At 42.4% G+C, this 17868-nt stretch carries 14 protein-coding genes and 1 tRNA gene; 13 read left to right on the top strand and 2 right to left on the bottom strand.

All coding sequences use genetic code 11. The features are described from left to right. Window positions 1-73 precede the first annotated feature (73 nt). The gene (locus tag PNK_RS07410) at window positions 74-1891 is read left to right on the top strand and encodes a hypothetical protein (RefSeq protein WP_059061249.1); all 1818 of its coding nucleotides are present in this window, start codon (window positions 74-76) and stop codon (window positions 1889-1891) included. A gap of 119 nt (window positions 1892-2010) precedes the next feature. Here PNK_RS07410 and PNK_RS07405 read toward each other — a convergent pair whose 3' ends face one another. Beyond that, window positions 2011-5064, bottom strand: a complete 3054-nt coding sequence (locus PNK_RS07405) for a glycine--tRNA ligase (protein ID WP_032124287.1) — start codon at window positions 5062-5064, stop codon at window positions 2011-2013. Between the two features lie 318 nt (window positions 5065-5382). Between PNK_RS07405 and PNK_RS07400 the strand changes: the two genes are divergently transcribed. The 12 genes from PNK_RS07400 to waaC all read left to right on the top strand — a co-directional run bounded on the left by PNK_RS07400 (window position 5383) and on the right by waaC (window position 17292). Next, window positions 5383-6213 (top strand): glycosyltransferase, encoded by an 831-nt coding sequence (locus PNK_RS07400; protein ID WP_059061248.1) that lies wholly within the window; start codon window positions 5383-5385, stop codon window positions 6211-6213. Between the two features lie 879 nt (window positions 6214-7092). After that, entirely contained in the window at window positions 7093-8160 is a 1068-nt protein-coding gene (gene rlmN, locus PNK_RS07395) for a dual-specificity RNA methyltransferase RlmN (RefSeq protein WP_059061247.1), read from the top strand. Between the two features lie 244 nt (window positions 8161-8404). Then, window positions 8405-8845 (top strand): hypothetical protein, encoded by a 441-nt coding sequence (locus PNK_RS07390; RefSeq protein ID WP_032124289.1) that lies wholly within the window; start codon window positions 8405-8407, stop codon window positions 8843-8845. A gap of 11 nt (window positions 8846-8856) precedes the next feature. Beyond that, the gene (gene uvrC, locus PNK_RS07385) at window positions 8857-10689 is read left to right on the top strand and encodes an excinuclease ABC subunit UvrC (RefSeq protein ID WP_032124290.1); all 1833 of its coding nucleotides are present in this window, start codon (window positions 8857-8859) and stop codon (window positions 10687-10689) included. A gap of 232 nt (window positions 10690-10921) precedes the next feature. After that, window positions 10922-10995, top strand: a tRNA-Val gene (locus tag PNK_RS07380). An 18-nt stretch (window positions 10996-11013) separates the two neighbouring features. Next, complete coding sequence (locus PNK_RS13155) at window positions 11014-12753, top strand: His/Gly/Thr/Pro-type tRNA ligase C-terminal domain-containing protein (RefSeq protein WP_079992857.1); 1740 nt, start codon at window positions 11014-11016, stop codon at window positions 12751-12753. Window positions 12754-12779: 26 nt separating this feature from the next. Next, entirely contained in the window at window positions 12780-13334 is a 555-nt protein-coding gene (gene infC, locus PNK_RS07375) for a translation initiation factor IF-3 (RefSeq protein ID WP_032124292.1), read from the top strand. Window positions 13335-13383: 49 nt separating this feature from the next. Continuing rightward, window positions 13384-13578, top strand: a complete 195-nt coding sequence (rpmI, locus tag PNK_RS07370; RefSeq protein ID WP_032124293.1) for a 50S ribosomal protein L35 — start codon at window positions 13384-13386, stop codon at window positions 13576-13578. 171 nt (window positions 13579-13749) lie between these two features. Further along, entirely contained in the window at window positions 13750-14106 is a 357-nt protein-coding gene (rplT, locus tag PNK_RS07365) for a 50S ribosomal protein L20 (protein ID WP_032124294.1), read from the top strand. Window positions 14107-14271: 165 nt separating this feature from the next. Beyond that, on the top strand, window positions 14272-15300 hold the full coding sequence (gene pheS, locus PNK_RS07360; protein ID WP_032124295.1) for a phenylalanine--tRNA ligase subunit alpha: 1029 nt from the start codon (window positions 14272-14274) through the stop codon (window positions 15298-15300). 35 nt (window positions 15301-15335) lie between these two features. Continuing rightward, on the top strand, window positions 15336-16214 hold the full coding sequence (locus tag PNK_RS07355) for an RluA family pseudouridine synthase (protein ID WP_059061246.1): 879 nt from the start codon (window positions 15336-15338) through the stop codon (window positions 16212-16214). Window positions 16215-16227: 13 nt separating this feature from the next. Beyond that, window positions 16228-17292, top strand: a complete 1065-nt coding sequence (gene waaC, locus PNK_RS07350; RefSeq protein WP_059061245.1) for a lipopolysaccharide heptosyltransferase I — start codon at window positions 16228-16230, stop codon at window positions 17290-17292. Here the strand turns inward: waaC and PNK_RS07345 are convergent. After that, window positions 17282-17812, bottom strand: coding sequence for a hypothetical protein (locus tag PNK_RS07345; RefSeq protein WP_158021744.1), 531 nt, complete (start codon window positions 17810-17812; stop codon window positions 17282-17284). The two genes, waaC and PNK_RS07345, sit on opposite strands and share 11 nt — an antisense overlap. Window positions 17813-17868: the final 56 nt, after the last annotated feature.

Genomic DNA, 17868 nt, shown 5'->3' with positions numbered 1-17868 from the left:
TGGTATAATTAAATGTGAAGATGTGATTATTAAAATTAATCAAGAACTAAATTAATTGGACTAAGGAGTTCTTATGAGTATGCAAGGTATCGGGAATGGAGTCCCTATTCACGTCCCGCAATCCAAAGAAGAATTTTCAAGTCAATCTCAGTCTGTACAATATAAAGGGCATCTATATGTCAAAGTAGATGTTGAAAAAGGACTCATCGGCTTCACATCAAATTCCAAGCTAGCCAGTACTCCAATGCAGATAAAAAAATTTATGGAAAGGCATGGCAATACTCTCGAGTCTGGACAGGCTGCTATGTTAGAAAAGGCATCTGTTAAGCAAGGAAAAATCACCATTTCGGAGCGTTCGCTCCCTGATAGTTTACTTGGAAAATCGATAGCCAAGATTAAAAAAGCCGTGGCTTCGGTGACTAGTTTTATTAAAAATTTAGGGCAGACGGACAGTGCAATAACTAAACACATTCATGCAAAGGCGAATGAACGAAGAGTTGCCATTGAGCATGAAAAGCTTAGCCGTAGTTTTGAAGAGAAGCTTGGGCAAGGCGGCCTCGTAACAAAGCTTGGAACATTGCAGTATCTTAAATCGGGATTGACTGAAATGGAAGAGAGGCTTTTATCGATGGATCCTGAGTCGCGAGAGGCGCATGAGCTGAAAGAGGCGATCGCAGACACCAAACAGGAGATTGCGGATAAAGACTTGGCTCTTCGTTCAAAAGATGCAAGAAAGCAAATGATGGGGCTGCTTAAAGAGGTAAGAATTTCAGAGAAAGACTCGGCAGAAGTTGTGGCGGCGAAGGGTAAATTCCTTGAGGAGCAAAAAGAGCTGATCGATCAAATGAAGTCGCTGACTTCGATTCGATTTGAGGAAAATGCAGAGATACAGGTCATTAATGTCCGCAATGGAATTTCACAAACTCTCTCCATTCCAACCAATTTCAATGATCGAGTGGATGGAGGGCGGGCAATCAAGTGGAAAGGGTATTCTGAGCGCGATCAAAATGATCTCTCTGTCAGAAAACATGTCAAAACATACTATGAGGAAAAAGGAGAGGTGGCACCTGATGGTTCCAAATTGGGATCGGCTGTTTCAATGAGTCAATTAATTGGAGAAAACAATGTCAATTTTGAGCAGCTCCAATCAGCTGCCACGAACAAATTATTGGATGTCAGTCTTGGCTTGAAAATCTTTGGATCAACGGCCAAAGAAGGGGCAGCGATTATCGGAGCGGCGCTGAATGCTATTATCCAAGAGCTTCCGAATGACAATATTCAGAATCAGCATGATTTAAAGCAGGCTTTAATGGATCGTATCGTACATAAAAACCAAGTGAAAGAAATGGTTGATAAAGATACTTTTGCAGCTTTAATTACCGGAGGAAAAATCAATAGAGACCTTTATCAAGCTCCAGAATTTAAAGAAGCTGAGCGGGCATTCAAGAATGGATCTTGGGGTGTTGATGAAGAGAGAGAAATTACATTTACAAATTTTAATCCGGATGATTTAGGGAATTTCATGAAAGCTATCCATTATTTTTTCGACGATCCCGACGCACAGAAGGTGCTGGAAAATTTTGTCCCGTTGGACGATACAGCTTCCAAGCTCGCCGCTGATGTGGCGGCTGTTAAAAGGGGTGATGAGTTGACGGCTCAAATAGGTGATTTAACAAGAAACCACGCGAGGCTGAGTAGGGAAAAGCAGGTGTTGGAAAGTGAGCTCAAGGCCCAAATGATGCTGTACGATGCCGGCACAGCCGAAGGAAAGGCAGTCACCCAACCAAAAATTGACCTTTACAGGGAAAAAATCGCAGAGCTTGACGACAAGCTGGTAGCGGTTCAAGATGAAATTTTCAGCGTAAACAGTGAAATCGAAAAGTTAGGTTAAGACCTTCTCTTGAGTTTTCATAGAGGGATTGCGTTAAATGTAAAAAGGTGGCTTTAGCCGCCTTTTTCTTTAGAGGGTGTTTACAAAATCCGGTCCGATTTTGTAAACACCTCTTAGCTTTAAGAATTTTTTTCTTGGATCTTGCTAAAATCTAACATTTCACCGAAGAGATCAAATACGCGCTTGAGCAATGCTAAACGGTTTTCTCGTACCTGAGGGTCGTCGGCTAAGATTTTTACTTGATCGAACAAGTCAGCTAAAGCCGGCTGGATTGTTGCGATAAGAGCGTAAGCTTGATTATAGTCGCGTTTGAACAACGCTTCTTTGAAAGCTTGTTGCTGAACGTTGAGCAGAGAGTTCAATTTTTGCTCTGCCGGTTCCAACAGCCACTGCGTGGAGATGACCGCACTTCTATGGCCATTTAATTGTCCTTTAGCTCGTTTGTATACCTCATAAAGAGAACTGAACTGGCTATTGGCCTGTTGGCGGAAATCATGTAAGGCTTTTACGCGGCAAAAGGTGTCATAAATATCATGGCATCCATGAGCCAAGCTAGCTTCTATTTCGTCCTTGTAAAATCCATAGTCTTGAAAGACTGTTTTGACGCGGTTAGTGATGAAGGCTAAGAGGTCATCGACGATTTGCTTTTTGTCCTTCACGATTTCTGCCGGGAAATGTTCGATGCATTGTAATAAGCACTCTTTCAGCGGAAGTGCATAGTGTCCTTTAATCAGCATTTTGATCATACCAAGCACTTGACGACGCAATGCATAAGGATCAGAGGACGAGGTCGGTTTGAGCCCTACGCTAAAGCAGCCAATCAAATTGTCGAGTTTATCGGACAAGCTAATGATCGTTCCCGTTTCACTTTCCGGCAAGGGAGCATTTTCGCCGCGAGGCATCCACTGCTCGTCAATGGCTTGAGCTATTTCGGGTTCTTCTTTTTGAGCCAAGGCGTAGTAGCGTCCAATCGTCCCTTGTAGTTCAGGGAATTCGTAGACCATATTAGAGGCGAGGTCTGCTTTGGAAAGCAAGGCGGCGCGCTCGACTCGAGCGGGCGTGCTGATGTTAAGCATTTTTTGCAGAACCTTGGCGTGGGCGATGATCCGTTCTACTTTTTGATAGACCGTCCCGAGCTCTTTCTGGAAGGTTACTTTTTTGAGTTTTTCATTAAAATCTTCGAGTTTAACTTTCAGGTCTTCTTCATAAAGGAATACACCATCTGATAAACGGGCAGAGATAACTTTTTGGTTTCCTTGGCGGATTTGCTCAGTTGGCACGATATTGGCTGTGATCACAAAAAGATTTTTTAGAGAATCGTCTGGATTGACGACTGGGAAGTACTTTTGGTGCTCCACCATCTCGGAAATTAAAACCTCTTTAGGGGCCTTTAAGAAGCCAGATTGAAAGGTTGATAGGGTAAGATAGGGCCATTCGACCAAATTCAAAACCTGCGGAATGACTCTTTCCCTTTCGATGATTTTAATTTCATTTTTTGCTTCTAGTTCGGCTAATTGTTCTAAAATCGATTCTTGGCGCTCATTTGGGTCGGCCATGACCGATTGTTGACGCAATACCTTTAAATAGTCACGCGCATTTTCCAGGTTATTAGGCCCGGGGGCTAATTGTCTGTGTCCATACGTTGTGCGTCCAGAAGAAAGGGGGCCGACTTGCATAGGAATGACGTCGCTTCCAAAGAGGGCTATAATCCAGTGAAGAGGACGAGCATAAAGTAAATCTAAATCTGCCCAGCGCATTTTTTTAGGAAAGTCTAGTCCAAGAATGAGCTGCGGGAGACGCTCTGCCAAGATAGCGGCTGTAGCTCTTCCCTCTTGATAGAGAGTTCCGAATAAATAGGAAATTCCTTTGAGGGAGCGGATCTCTACACCACCAATTTTCTGCTGTTGAATCGCTTTCAATGTTGGGGCTGGAAGGCCTAAGGAGCGGAAAAAGCCCTCTCCTGCAGGTTTGATCTCGCCATTTGGATGATAGGCTTGATCTAGTGGAGGGCCTTTTTTCTCTATCGATTGAGAAGGTTTTCCTTTGGCTAACTGGTGGACATAAACAGCCAATCTTCTTGGCGTTGCATAGACGCTGATGCGCTCAAAATCAATTTCTTCTTTTTCTAATAGGGTGCGGACGGCTTTTTCAATATTTTGCCCACCTATGGTGACAAAGGTGGCTGGCAATTCTTCAGAGCCAATTTCTAAGAGGAAGTCTTCTGTGTCATCGGAATGGACATTGAGCAGGCTTTCTGGCATTGGTGAAAGCTTGTGTGGTAAGAGATCATTTTCCTGCTTTTGACGCTTCAAGAGAGGATAACCCTGTCCTTCGCGGCTTTGAATATAGCTTTCAGCGACTTGCCGAGCCAGTTCACGTATGCGAGCAATATAGCCGGTGCGCTCTGTAACTGAAATGACTCCTCTTGCATCTAAGAGATTGAAAGCATGCGAAGCTTTCATGACGAAATCGTAAGCTGGAATAGGGAGTTGTTCTGCGATTAATTGCTTCGCCTCTTTTTCATAGTCTTCAAAATGGCGATGCCACATCTGGGTAGAGGCTTTTTCGAAATTATAGTGACTCCATTCGACTTCATTGCGATGATAGACATCTCCATAGGTCAGATGATCATTCCATTTTAAGTCAAAAATGCTATTGACCTTTTGAAGATACATGGCCAGGCGTTCGATCCCATAGGTGATTTCACCTGTAATGGGCTTGAGTTCTACACCGCCCACGGCTTGAAAATAGGTGAATTGCGTGATTTCCATTCCATCCATCCACACTTCCCAGCCCAAGCCCCAGGCTCCTAAAGTTGGAGATTCCCAGTCATCGTGAACGAAGCGGATGTCATGTTCTTTTAAATTGAATCCCAAGGCTTCTAGTGACTGCAAATAGAGATCTTGAATGTTGAGTGGAGAAGGTTTTAAAATAACCTGGTATTGAAAATAATGCTGTAAGCGGTTTGGATTCGTTCCATAGCGGCCATCAGTTGGACGTCTGCAAGGTTCGATGTAGGCTGCTCGGTAAGGCTCTGGCCCTAAACAGCGCAAGAATGTGGCTGGGTTAAAGGTTCCGGCGCCGACTTCTACATCGTAGCCTTGATGGATAATACACCCCTGTTTTTCCCAAAATGACGTTAAAGTACTCAAAAATTGCTGAAATGTTAACATATGCATGCCCTATTTATCGATAAGCTTGGGATTATACACAAAGCATCTAAATAATGTGTGAGGATGATTGTTGAATTGGCGCTGGCGTTAAAAACTTCAAATGCTGTGCGTATAAGCGGTATTTTATGTACGAGAAAAGTTTACTAGGCAGCCGATTTTATCTCAATGAGAGAAAGGTAGTTATAGACCGAATAAGAGAAAATAGGTGGAACTTCCCAAAACCCTCGCTTTTAGATTTTTCCCTGGAAATCTCTTGCAAACTTGCAAGAGTTGGGAAATGATAAGCGCCTTAAGAATTTTATAATTTGACATGTAAATATGAGCGAGCAAACGCCTTTGTCCTTGAACTTGAGTGATCCAGCCGAGATGGAGGTGTATTCTCTTCCATCTGTCACGGTGATTATTCCAACGTTTAACTGCTCGCAAAATTTAGCCGTAACGATCGAAAGCCTCCTCCAGCAAAATTATCCGAAACTTGAAATTTTGGCCATCGATGCCGGCTCTACCGATCGAACTCTCGAAATTTTGTATAGCTATGAAAAATCCATCACCTTGAGTTCAGTCCCTGCTTATCGTCTCTATCAGATGATTAACCAAGGCATTTTGATGGCGCAGGGTGACTACATCAACATCATTTTTCCAGGTGATTTCTACATCCACCATCATACTTTGTTGGATATGATGCAAGCTGCGCGCAGCCATGACAGTCCGGAAATTGTCTACTGTGGAACACTTTTGAGAGATGGAAGGTCGGAGTTGAAATTTTTATTTCGCTCATTGACTACTGATCTATTGAAAAGAGGACAGCAACCAACTGGCTTGCAAGGATGCTGGTTTAGAAAAGAACTTTTTGGTGAAATCGGGATTTTTCGCACAGATTTTCAAATGCGTGCGGCATTTGATTTCATGTGCCGCTTTTGCCTGCAATCGACCGGGCGTTGCTTACCGATTCGGCGGGCTTTTGTTGATTATGATTTGCGCTGGGTAACCGGCCCTATGGTTATCCAACATTTTTGGGAAACAGGTAAAACTCTTCATCGCTACTTTGGGACATTGACTACGCTCAAATGGCTTTATCGCCAAAAAGATGTGCGGCGCTTCTTAAAATTGTGGCTTCGGCGCATTCGCGTCGCTTTTCTCGGTAAATAACTCCCGCTATTTCTATCGCTTTGCAAGAGTTTATCACTTTCTTTATCAAAGCTTACTTTATTCTTCCTATGTCCAATGCAAACGAAATGTTGATTTAGTTTTTTTGTAAATAAATAATTTGATTTATTATTTTAAATGCGCTTTTTTATCATTAAATAAATGTTTTTGTTGATAGATTAATTAAAGGAAGGTGTATGAATAATATAACCCCTTCTCACGAGCCTTCAGATTTTCTTCTTCGGATCCTGTTTCCTTGCCTGCTTCGCAAGCTGTAATGATGAAGATGGTCTGCATGAAGGAGAGTCCATAAATGGGCGGAGGGAGATGGGTGGTTTCTTTATGCTAATGGAGACGAATACGAGGGTGAATTTAAAGATAACCAAGGGCATGGAAGTGGAAAAGATGTCGTACGTCGATGGTAAGGTCTGCAAGGTTGAATGAAAGGATGACGTCGCAGAGGGAAAAGGAATGCTTGTTTTTCACGATGAAGAAACCTATGTGGGCGAATGGGTTGCTGGTAGTACGATCGGGCAACGGTTAAAACACGTAAAATACGCCTCAATTTGGACCAACGATAAGCTGAAACAGAGAAAAGGCTGAAAGCCAAGCAGAGTTATTATATGCTCTGGCTATGCGAGTTAAAGCAGTTTTTTTACTGGCTCTTTTCTCCTCCCCCACTGAATGAGTTAGAGGGTGTTGATTATGGGGTAGCTTCTCTCTTACTAGTTGCCTTTTGTAATTAGAGTGCGTTGTTTAATGAAAATAATTTTGAAGCCTGAATTTTTAAACTAAATAAAAAAACTGAATCGTGCAAAGACCTGGCTTTATATGTTTAAATAGCCTATAATAAATTAAAATTTTTATCAAAATGGCTTTTTTATGGATTATGCAGATTTAGATCATCAAGGTTGGGCTCAATGGTTAAAGGCTCAAGGCGAGAAAGAGTTTCACGCTAAGCAGATTTTGGATTGGATTTATCAGAAAGGGGTTTTATCTTGGGATGAGATGTCCAATTTGAGTCGCGATTTGAGAGAAAAGCTCGCGAAGCATATTCGTTTGCCAGTTTTAGAGTTGGTTCGTTTTACCGAGTCGTGCGATCAAGAAACAGTTAAATTTTTGTGGCGATTGCGTGATGGAAGTTTAGTCGAATCTGTTTTAATTTTATCGGGTCCGAGAAGAACCGTTTGTGTCTCTTCGCAAGTAGGGTGTCCTGCGCGTTGTGCATTTTGTGCTTCTGGGCAGCAAGGCTTTTTTAGAAATCTTAGACCCACTGAAATTGTTGAACAAATTCTGCAAATCAATAAGTGGCTTGCGTCTAAAGGGGAGAAGGTTTCGCATGTTGTTTACATGGGAATGGGTGAGCCGCTAAAAAATTATGAGTCTGTCGTTGCATCGATTCGCATTTTAAGTCATCCCGATTTCTGCAATATTTCGCAACGACGCATCACTGTTTCGACAGTCGGGGTCGTAGAGGGAATCAAGCGCTTATCGCTTGAGGGCTTGAAAGTTAATTTAGTTTTATCTTTGCATGCGCCAAATCAGCATATCCGCAAAAAGATCATTCCTTATGCTCGAAAGTATCCATTAGAAGATATTTTGGCTGCGATGGATGAATATGCGCAAAAGACAAAGCGGGACATTACATTTGAATATACTCTATTGGCTGGAATCAATGATCATCCCGATCACGCGCATGAGTTGGCACATTTATTGAAAGGGAAGCAATGCACAGTCAATCTCATTCCGTATAATCCAGTCCCAGGATTGAGATTAAAGCGCCCCGAGAAAAAAGTGATTAAGCAGTTCCGCAGTGTATTGTTTGGATCGCATATCGTCAATACCTGCCGTTATACGAAAGGGGATGATATTGGGGCTGCTTGCGGACAGCTTGCTCTGCAAGAAAAGCAGGCAAAGAGTGGATTGCCAATGTTAGCGGAGAACGAATAAGGCAGGCTCAATTTATGCATTTAAGGTCACCCTATTGAAACTAATCCTTTAGGGTGATAAACTATTAATGTAGAGTAGCATAAATTTGGGAATTGCAGAAATTATGACTCCCTGCAATGGTAGGTTTTTGCATTTGATCAAAATGCTACAATTTGCTTCTTGTAATCCTTGATTTGGAGGGTTTCATTTAAGCTTAAGAGAGAAGCTAGCAAAAAAATTTATTATTGCTAGGAGCGAGTTGCAAATGAATCCAGGATTTGTCCCGATAGCAAGAGGGACTGAAAAAATCACTTCTTACACTGAGCATGAGCCGGCTTTTTCTTCTGAAGCTGATATTAATCAGATTGAAGAGGAAGAGGAAGAGTTTGCGCCTGTTTCTAAATCTTTAACAGTTCAAGAAAGGCGCAGGCTCATTACACAAGGGCTGGCTTCGGAAAGATTACCTCGAATCAATAATGCCCTGTCTGCTGTTAACATCAATGGCCGCCAGTTTAAGAGCTGGGTTGATGTCATTAGTTCTAATTTAATTCAACTCGCTTCTAAGGTTGCCAAAGCAGAAGCAAAGACGATTTTACGCATAGTGGAGGAGACAAGACTGCGTAAGAATCTTGCAAAGTGCTGGCATAATTTAGCTGTTAATTTTCAACAGTTTTGTCAAAAGATTAAGCAAGATCATTCCTTTTAAGGTCTTTTTTTATGTCCTACGATCCTAAAAAAATCGATCTATTTCCCACCCTGCCTGGAGTTTATTTAATGAAGGATGAGCAAGGTGATGTTTTATATGTGGGAAAGGCAAAAAATCTACGCCAAAGGGTAAAACAGTATTTTGTGCCAGGCCGCGATGGCAGGTTGATGATACCTTTTTTAGTTGCTAAAATCATTCTGATAGAAACAATCGTTGTAACCTCTGAAAAAGAAGCGTTGCTCTTAGAAAGTAATCTTATCAAACAGTATAAGCCGCGCTATAATGCGCTGCTCAAAGATGATAAAAGCTATATTGCTCTTAAAATTGCGCATAAGGATGAATGGCCGACTGTCCGGCTTGTCCGCTATAAGGGATCGCCTGAGCCGGATGGGTTATACTTTGGGCCTTATACCAGCGCTCAAGCAGCCCGCCAAACGCTCGACTTATTGAATCGACTCTTTCCTTTGCGGCAATGTTCCGATCAGGAGTTTGCCCGCCGTGTTCGCCCATGCCTTCTTTATCAAATGAAGCGGTGCGCGGGCCCTTGTGGATCCCAATGCACCAAAGATGACTACAACCAGCACTTAGATCGAACGATCAAATTCTTGCGTGGACAAAATAAAGAAGTTTTAAAAGATCTGCACGATGAAATGCGGCGCTATGTGCAAGAGCTTGAATTTGAAAGAGCAGATCAGATTTTAAAAACGATTCGCTATATTGAAAAAACGATTGAAAGTCAGTATGTTGATCGGCCCTTGGGCCACGATGCCGATGCGGTTGGTTTGTTTCGCCACGGGGACGATGTGGTGCTGACACTCTTGCTTTTCCGGGGCGGTCGATTGGTCGGTACTCGCCACTTTGAGTTTAATCATATTGCCGAAGAGGATCATGAATTGTTGGCCTCTTTTCTTTTGCAGCACTACGACGGCAGGGGTGAAATTCCGCCAGACATTTTACTGCCCGTTAAAATGAGTGATGAGCAGCCCGTTGAAGACATTCTTTCTTCGAGGCGTGGAAATAAAGTGACTCTACATGTTCCTCAGCGCGGTGAAAAGAAGGTTCTGTTAGAGATGGCCTATACAAATGCTGAGGCTTTGTTTAAAACGCAAAAAGATGAGGTGACTTTGCGGGAAAAGACCTTGTTGGAAATGCAAGAGCGCTTTTCGCTGACTAACTATCCAACCCGGATTGAGTGCTTTGATAATTCTAATATTGCAGGGGCAGAGCCAGTTTCTTCCATGGTAGCATTTACAAATGGCCTGAAAGATAGTAAGCGCTATCGCACCTATCGATTGAAAATTGGGAGCAAGCCTGATGACTATGCTGCCATGCAGGAAGTGCTCATGCGCCGCTATAGAAGGGCAAAAGAAGAGAATGATTTGCCTGACCTCGTCGTCGTCGATGGGGGTAAAGGGCAATTGAACGTAGCTCTTAAGGTGTTTGAAGAGCTGAATGTAACTGGAGTCGACATCATTGGGCTTGCTAAAGAGCAAGGTCGGCACGATAAAGGCATGACTGCCGAGCAGGTATTTCTGCCTGAGCAGAAAGATCCGATTGTTTTGAAGTCGAATTCTCCCGTTTTGTTCTTATTGCAAAAAATTCGGGATGAAGCTCATCGGGTTGCGATTTCTTTCCACCGCAAGCGTCGCTCAAAAACGACGCTCCGCAGTGCTTTGGATGATATTCCTGGAATTGGACCGGCCAGACGTAAGGCTTTGCTGACCCATTTTGGGAGTTTGAAAAAAGTGGAGCTTGCGAGTGATGAGGAGCTTAAAGGGGTAAAGGGGATTTCAATGGCTAATATTGCTGCCATCAAGGCCTTTTTTCAGGGAAGAAAAGAGTAGTTGCGATCTCAATTATGATAGCATATCAATTTCATCCTTTTCATCCTTGTTTCGAAGCTTTAAAATGAGGTGTTTTAAAAGACTATTATTAATGATTGAAAATTATCTTAGCCGATTGAATGACAGTTTTTTACGTTGTCTATTTTAGCTCGGTTAAGCGGTTTTTTTAAGGTGCACATTTTTAGTATTGCAATAATCTCTGTCTTTCTTGTATAGTTTTGCTTCACTCGATGAGATATTAGCTCAGTTGGTTAGAGCGCCACGTTGACATCGTGGAGGTCAGCTGTTCGAGTCAGCTATATCTCATCTCATTTAAATTCATATATGCCTTTTCTTCATTCATCATCCGATTTAAAAATTAAAAGACGTTCAGCGGCTGAGCTGCTGGGGTTTACCGTTGCTAAGTTGTTCCCGCAAGCCTACTTGGTTGGTGGGGGGCTCATCTCTTATGGGTTTTATTACGATTTTATTTTCGAGCAGGTTGTCGATGAAGGAATGTTATCCTTAATCGAGGTTAATTTGCGTACTTTGATAAAAGACGCTTGCCCGGTTCAGGCATTGAGCATTATGCGTGAGAATGCCCAATCGCTGTTCGAGCATCACCATCAACCTTTTTTGGCTGAATTGGCGGGGGATAGCGAGCAGAATATCATCGAACTTATGCAGCTCGATCAGTTTTATGGTGTCTGTCCAGCTCCAATGATTGGTTCGACCGATGAAATCGGCAGTGTTAAGTTGTTGGATGTGTCGACAAGGCAGCAAGAAATTGAGGGTGAATCTTTTGCCGTCACCCGTATTTGTGGAACCTCGTTTTTTTATGCTAAGGAGTTGAAGCAATTCTTAAAGCTTTACGAAGTTTATTTTAAAAGAAAAGATCATCGCAAGTTTGGGGTCGATCTTAATTTATTTAGTTATTCGCAGAGTTTGAGTGAAATTGAGTGTCTATGGCATCCCAAGGGTACTTTAGTTACAGATCTTCTACAAGAATGGTTAGAGAACGAGCTTTCCAAAAGAGAGAGGGTTGAAAAGGTTGGCACGCCTTTGGTTGTCCGTCATGAACGGATGAAGGCTTTTCCTTGTGCTTTAGAGCCCTTTGAGTATAAGCTAGATTTGTATGGGGTTAGTCCTTCTCGTCTTCTGCAGAGTATTCGCTTGTTTGAGGCGCTTAAGGTTAGTTTAGAAGAATTGCCGGTGCGGCATTTTGAATGGGCGCCGATTTATCAAAGAAAGGAATCTGCTTTAACAGAGGGACTTTTAGATTCGGTTTGTCAGCTGGTTGACCAAACGACAGTTTTTTGTTTAAGAGAACAACTTTCTCAAGAATTCATTTCTTCCTTGCAATTCATTGAACAAATCATTAGAATCTTTGGTTTTGAGGCTCATTGGTATTTCGTTGCTTCGAGGCAAAAAACTCTTAAGTTTAGGCAAGAGAGGCAAACGCTTAACTGGATGAGGCAAGCCGTTCAAGGTCAATCTCTTCTTTATCCTCTTCAAGAAGAGCTTTTGGAAGATGATAATCTCGAAGGTCCTCGTTTGGAATTGAAATTGGCCGATGGAATGGGGCGTGAATGGGCTGGTCCTGCTTTAACAATCGTCACCCATGGGATAGATACTGACAAGGGTAGCGTAAAGGCGGGGGAAAGTCCAAAAACATTGCCAGCTATTCTCGTTAGGCAGATTTTGGGGCCGCTAGAACGCATGATCGCTTTGTTGGTCGAGCAAGGAGAAGGAATCTTTCCTTTTTGGTTAGCACCTGAACAAGTAAGGATCCTAGCGATAGGAGAGGTTAGCCACTCCTATGTAAGAGAAATTGAAGCTCGTTGCAAAGAGCAAGGCTTACGTGTTAAGGTGGATCTTCGAACGACAAAGCTGGGCGAAAAAATTCATACAGCTGAAAAAGAAAAAATCCCTTATCTCTTCATTGTAGGAGATCAGGAAGTGAAGCGAAAAATTGTGACTGTTCGGTCAATTCAGCGGCCGGGAAAAAGTGAATCAGTAAAATTGGAAGAATTTTTAGATCAAATTCACCAAGAATGCAGGCGTCCAACTGTTGTTGGATGTTAACTATGAAGAGGAGAGAGTAGATTAGCTTGAAAGTTAATAGAGAAATACGCGCTCCAAAAGTTCGAGTCATTGGCGCCTCAGGCGAACAAGTGGGCATTATTGCCCTTTATGAAGCCTTAGCCATGGCTGAAGAGCAGGGATTAGACCTAGTTGAAATTGTTCCAGGGTCCAGCCCTCCCGTTTGTAAAGTCATGAATTTTGGAAAATTCCGTTATGATCAAAGCAAGCGAGAGAAAGAAAATAAAAAGGCACAGCATCAGATTAAGGTAAAAGAAATTAAACTTAAGCCTAATATTGATGTTCATGATCTTGAAACGAAAACAAGACACGCCCGAGATTTCTTAGCAAGTGGCAATAAAGTTAAGGTCACTTGTACATTTCGTGGGCGAGAGATGATGCACCCAGAGATCGGAGAAAAAATTGTCCGGGAGATGTGTCAGGAGTTAGAAGATGTTTCAACACCTGAATCGCCTCCAAAGATGATGGGTCGCATGTTGCTTGTTGTTTTAGCGCCTGGATCGAAAAAGAAAAAAGAGGGAGCCAAGCAGAGTAGTACGACTGAAGAGCCGTCTATCGACTAGGTGTTCCAGCTTCCTCATTGAATCGATTAATAATTTAGGAGATAAGACAGTGCCTAAAATGAAAACCCGCAAAGCCGTTGCATCTAAGTTTCGCGTAACGGCAACAGGCAAGCTTAAGGCTAGTCGTCCGGGCAGACGCCATAAATTGACCGGTAAAACGCCTAAGCGCAAACGTCAGTTACGCCAACCAGGTCTTGTAGATGATGGTCATCTAAAGACATATAAGCGTCTGATGTGCTTATAAAATGAGATAGGGATTTCCCTATCGTGTCCCTTAACTTGTTCATCTATATTGGTCGACGTCTGCACAGCAGACAAAGCATTCGGAAAGCAAGTAAGACTTAAGCAGTGGTTTAAGTCAATTATAAAGTTAAAGCCGTTCTGAACGGTAAAATGATTAACGTGGAGACTAGCTATGGTTAGAGCAACCAATGCTGTAGCTTCTCATCGTCGCAAGAAGAGATTATACAAGTTAGCCAAAGGTTTTGTCGGAGACCGAAAAAACCATTTGCGCTTAACGAGTGGTGCAGTCATGCGCGCGATGGCGTACAATTATGCGCATCGCAAACAGAAGAAGCGCGATTTTCGTAGTTTATGGATTATGCGTCTTAATGCAGCTGCCAGAATTAATGGAATTTCCTATAGTAAGTTTATCTATGGGTTAAAAATAGCGCGATGCGAACTCGATAGAAAAGTTCTTGCCGATATGGCAATCCGTGATCCAAGCAGTTTTGCTGCGATTGTTGGATGTGCAAAAGAAGCTTTAGCTTAAAGTTTTAAACTTTAAGTCATTCAAAATTAAAGAGCAAAATCTAGGATTTTGCTCTTTAATTTTATCTCAATTTTCATACCGTTCCCAATGGTATCCTAATCATCATCTATGCAAAGATGATTAAATTTAATAAAATCGATCTGATTCTTTTACTGAGGCGTTACCGTGCAGCAGTCTATCAATGAAATTCGCCAACAATTTATTCAAGACCTAGAACAAGTTCATACTTCATCAGAATTAGAGCTCGTTAAAGTTAAATTTCTAGGTAAAAAAGGACCCTTGCAGAACTTAATGAAAGGGCTAAAAGATGTTGAGCCAGATCAAAGGCCTGTAGTTGGTAAATTTATCAACGATTTAAAAGAGTTCATGACAGCTTCTTGTGAGCAGCTCGAGTCTAAATTGATTGCAGAAGAAGAGCAGCAGCAGTTGTCTCATGAAGCTTTAGATGTCACGCTGCCGGGTCGTCAGCAATTCGTTGGACGAAAGCACCCATTAACTCAGGCCATGGATCAGATCATCCACATTTTGGCTGGAATGGGATTTTCCGTTCAATACGGTCCAGACATTGACACCGATTACTATAATTTTGAAGTACTCAACTTTCCCCCTGAGCATCCAGCTCGAGATATGCAAGATACTTTTTACGTTTCTCCTCACGTGTTATTGCGCACGCACACCTCGAATATCCAAGCGCGTGCAATGGAGGTTAATAAGCCTCCCATCCGCATCATTGCTCCTGGAAAAGTTTACCGCAATGAAACCATAACGGCTCGATCACATGTTTTTTTCCATCAGGTCGAGGCAGTCTACATTGATAAGCAGGTTTCTTTTGCCGATTTATTGGCAACGATGGATGAATTTCTCAAGAAGCTGTTTAAGCAAAGCATTGAAACGCGTTACCGTCCAAGCTATTTTCCCTTTGTCGAGCCAGGTATGGAAGTGGACATCAGCTGTTTGGTTTGTAATGGAAAAGGGTGCCAGTTGTGCAAGCATTCTGGATGGGTTGAGGTTGCGGGAGCCGGCATGATTCATCCCGAAGTCTTGCGAAATGGCGGCATTGATCCTGAACAATACTCAGGTTTTGCTTGGGGAATGGGGCTAGAGCGTTTAGTGATGATGCTTCGAGGAATTTCAGATATCCGCCTATTTACAGAAAATGACTTGCGTTTTTTAAAGCAATTTACAGCCTTATAAGAAAGGGATTGCTTGATGGATAAAGGAAGTCTATTGTGTTAGAATGGGTCGTCTCTCCACAAGAATCTGGATCTAAATTGATTTCTTTTTTAAGCCGCCATTTAGGCGATACCTACTCTTCGCGTTATTTAAAAAGAGCCATCGAGGGTAATTGCTGCCGAATCAATAGGCGTGTGGAACGCTTTGCTTCCACTCTTTTGGGAACAGGAGATCTAGTCTCACTCGTCCTTGAGCCCTCGCTCGTTTCATTTCCTTACCGCGTTGAACCGACGCGCATTCTATTTGAAGATGAGGACTTACTTGCTTACGATAAACCGGCTGGTGTGTCGTGTGATGAGGAGGGGATGATCGCTCTTTTTAAACCATCTCATCCCTCCATCCGGTTAATCCACCGCCTCGATCGCCAAACAACGGGTGTTCTCTTGCTGGCTAAAAATGCTCTGGCTTTTGACAGCCTTGTAAAGCAATTCAAGCAATTGCTTGTACATAAAAGCTATCTGGCTCTAGTCGACGGAGTTATGCCAAAAAGTCAGGGTGTGATTGAAAACTACCTTGGTAAGAAACGAACGTATGCTGGACAAGCCATTTGGGGCGAGGTAAAACCAGTCAATGGCTTATATGCTTGCACTGAATGGAAGTGTTTAAAAAAAGGAAAAACAGCCTCATGCATCCAGTGTTTGCCAAAAACTGGACGCACGCATCAAATTAGGGTGCATCTTTCAGAAATGGGACACCCGATTCTTGGTGACTATCAATATGGCAAGCGATTTGAATGTCCTTATAAGGCTAAGCGTTATTTGCTGCATGCCGAAGAAATTGAATTTGTTCATCCTCGAACGAATGTCCGCATACGCTTAAAAGCTCTTTTGCCAGATGATTTTTTAATGGCTCAGAAGGAATTATTTAACTCGTAACAAGATCGGCTGTATGAAGATTTTAATTATTAAAACCTCATCGCTTGGAGATATCATACATGCCTTTCCTGTTCTGCAATACCTGCGCCGGCTTTATCCCCATGCACAAATTGATTGGCTGATTGAACAATCCTTCGGCGAACTCGTACAAGCGCACCCCGATTTAAATCATGCTATTCCTGTTCAAATTAAAAAATGGCGTTCGAATATTTGGAAAAAAGAATGCTGGCAAGAGATTCGAGCACTGCTTCAAAGGATACGCCAGTGTCGCTACGATCTTGTTTTGGATTTGCAAGGAAACATTAAGTCTGGTCTTTTAACAGCCCTGGCAAATGGTTTGAGAAAGGTGGGGTTTGGCTGGCGATCGGTCCCTGAGTGGCCGAATACTTTCTTGACGCATGAACGTTATGATCCGCCATGTGGACGTAACATCCGCGAAGATTATCTCTTTTTGGCTCAAAGCGCTTTGGGGGAGGCTATAAATGATGTGAGTGGAGTGGCCTTACAGGTGGACTCAAAACAGGCTTTGAAACTTGAAAAACTGATGCAGGTTGATTCTCTGAAAGGAGGTCCGCGTATTATGGTGTGTCCTGGATCTAATTGGGACAATAAGCAATTGAGTTTAGAAATACTTCAAGCCTTTTTGGAGCAGATTTCAAAAAAATTAGATGGACGTTTTCTGTTTGTTTGGGGAACCCCAAAAGAAAAAGAGATGGTGGAGAAGCTGCAAGAAAACTTCCCAGATTCTAGTCTTATCATGGACCGCTTTCCTTTGCCTGTTTTGCAAAGCTTGATGTCTAAAACGCAGCTTGTGATTGCAATGGATTCCCTTCCTTTGCATCTTGCGGGAACGACTCCGACTCCGACTTATAGCATATTTGGAGCCTCTTTAGCTCATAAATATAAACCCCTTGGAAATTTGCATCATGCCTTTCAAGGCAGCTGTCCATATGGAAAAAGCTTTGAAAAGCGGTGTCCTATTTTGAGAACCTGTTCGACAGGCAATTGTGTGAAGCAAATAGATGCAAATGTTCTTTTTGATCACTTTTTTACATGGTGGAAGTCGCTTACTTTCTAGGTGTAGGAAGAAGAGCACTTGCAGCACCGACTGTTCTCATGGCAACTCTTCCTGTTGTATAGATATCTGTGGCTTTAACTGGAAATTTAGTTGCTTTTTTTCTTCTTTCGGCTACAACTGCCCCTTTTCTATTTTGGCATTCTTCTTTTCCTGATTTTTTTGCCAAGAACGTTCTTCTGTTTGCAGCCATCCAGCAATAGCATGAGTAGACTGTTTTGAGTGTTGAAGGAATTCCCAATAAAAAACTGGCTGTTGCAATTGTGTAGTTCATGCGTTCACTAGATAAAAGTGCAGCTTCTCCAAAAAAACGTGCAGCATTTGACGGAGACAGGAACCGATTTATCATCCAATTTAAGATAAAGATGGCTGGACGGCTTTGGATGCCATTTAAAATGGATGAAAGATCTCCACAGAAGTCTATCACTTTAATTCCTGTCATTTGCCATGTAGCTATTTTAGTTGTTGCAGGACCTGCTTGGTTGTTATGGCGAAACGTTTGTATGAGATTTTTTGCTGACATGCAGCCAAAAGTTAGATTTACGGTTCCTATAATGTTTTGGATAGGATTTGAAGCAT

The sequence above is a fragment of the Candidatus Protochlamydia naegleriophila genome (assembly GCF_001499655.1).
In the GTDB taxonomy this organism is placed as follows: domain Bacteria; phylum Chlamydiota; class Chlamydiia; order Chlamydiales; family Parachlamydiaceae; genus Protochlamydia; species Protochlamydia naegleriophila.
This window is presented reverse-complemented; position numbering and strand designations above follow the sequence as displayed.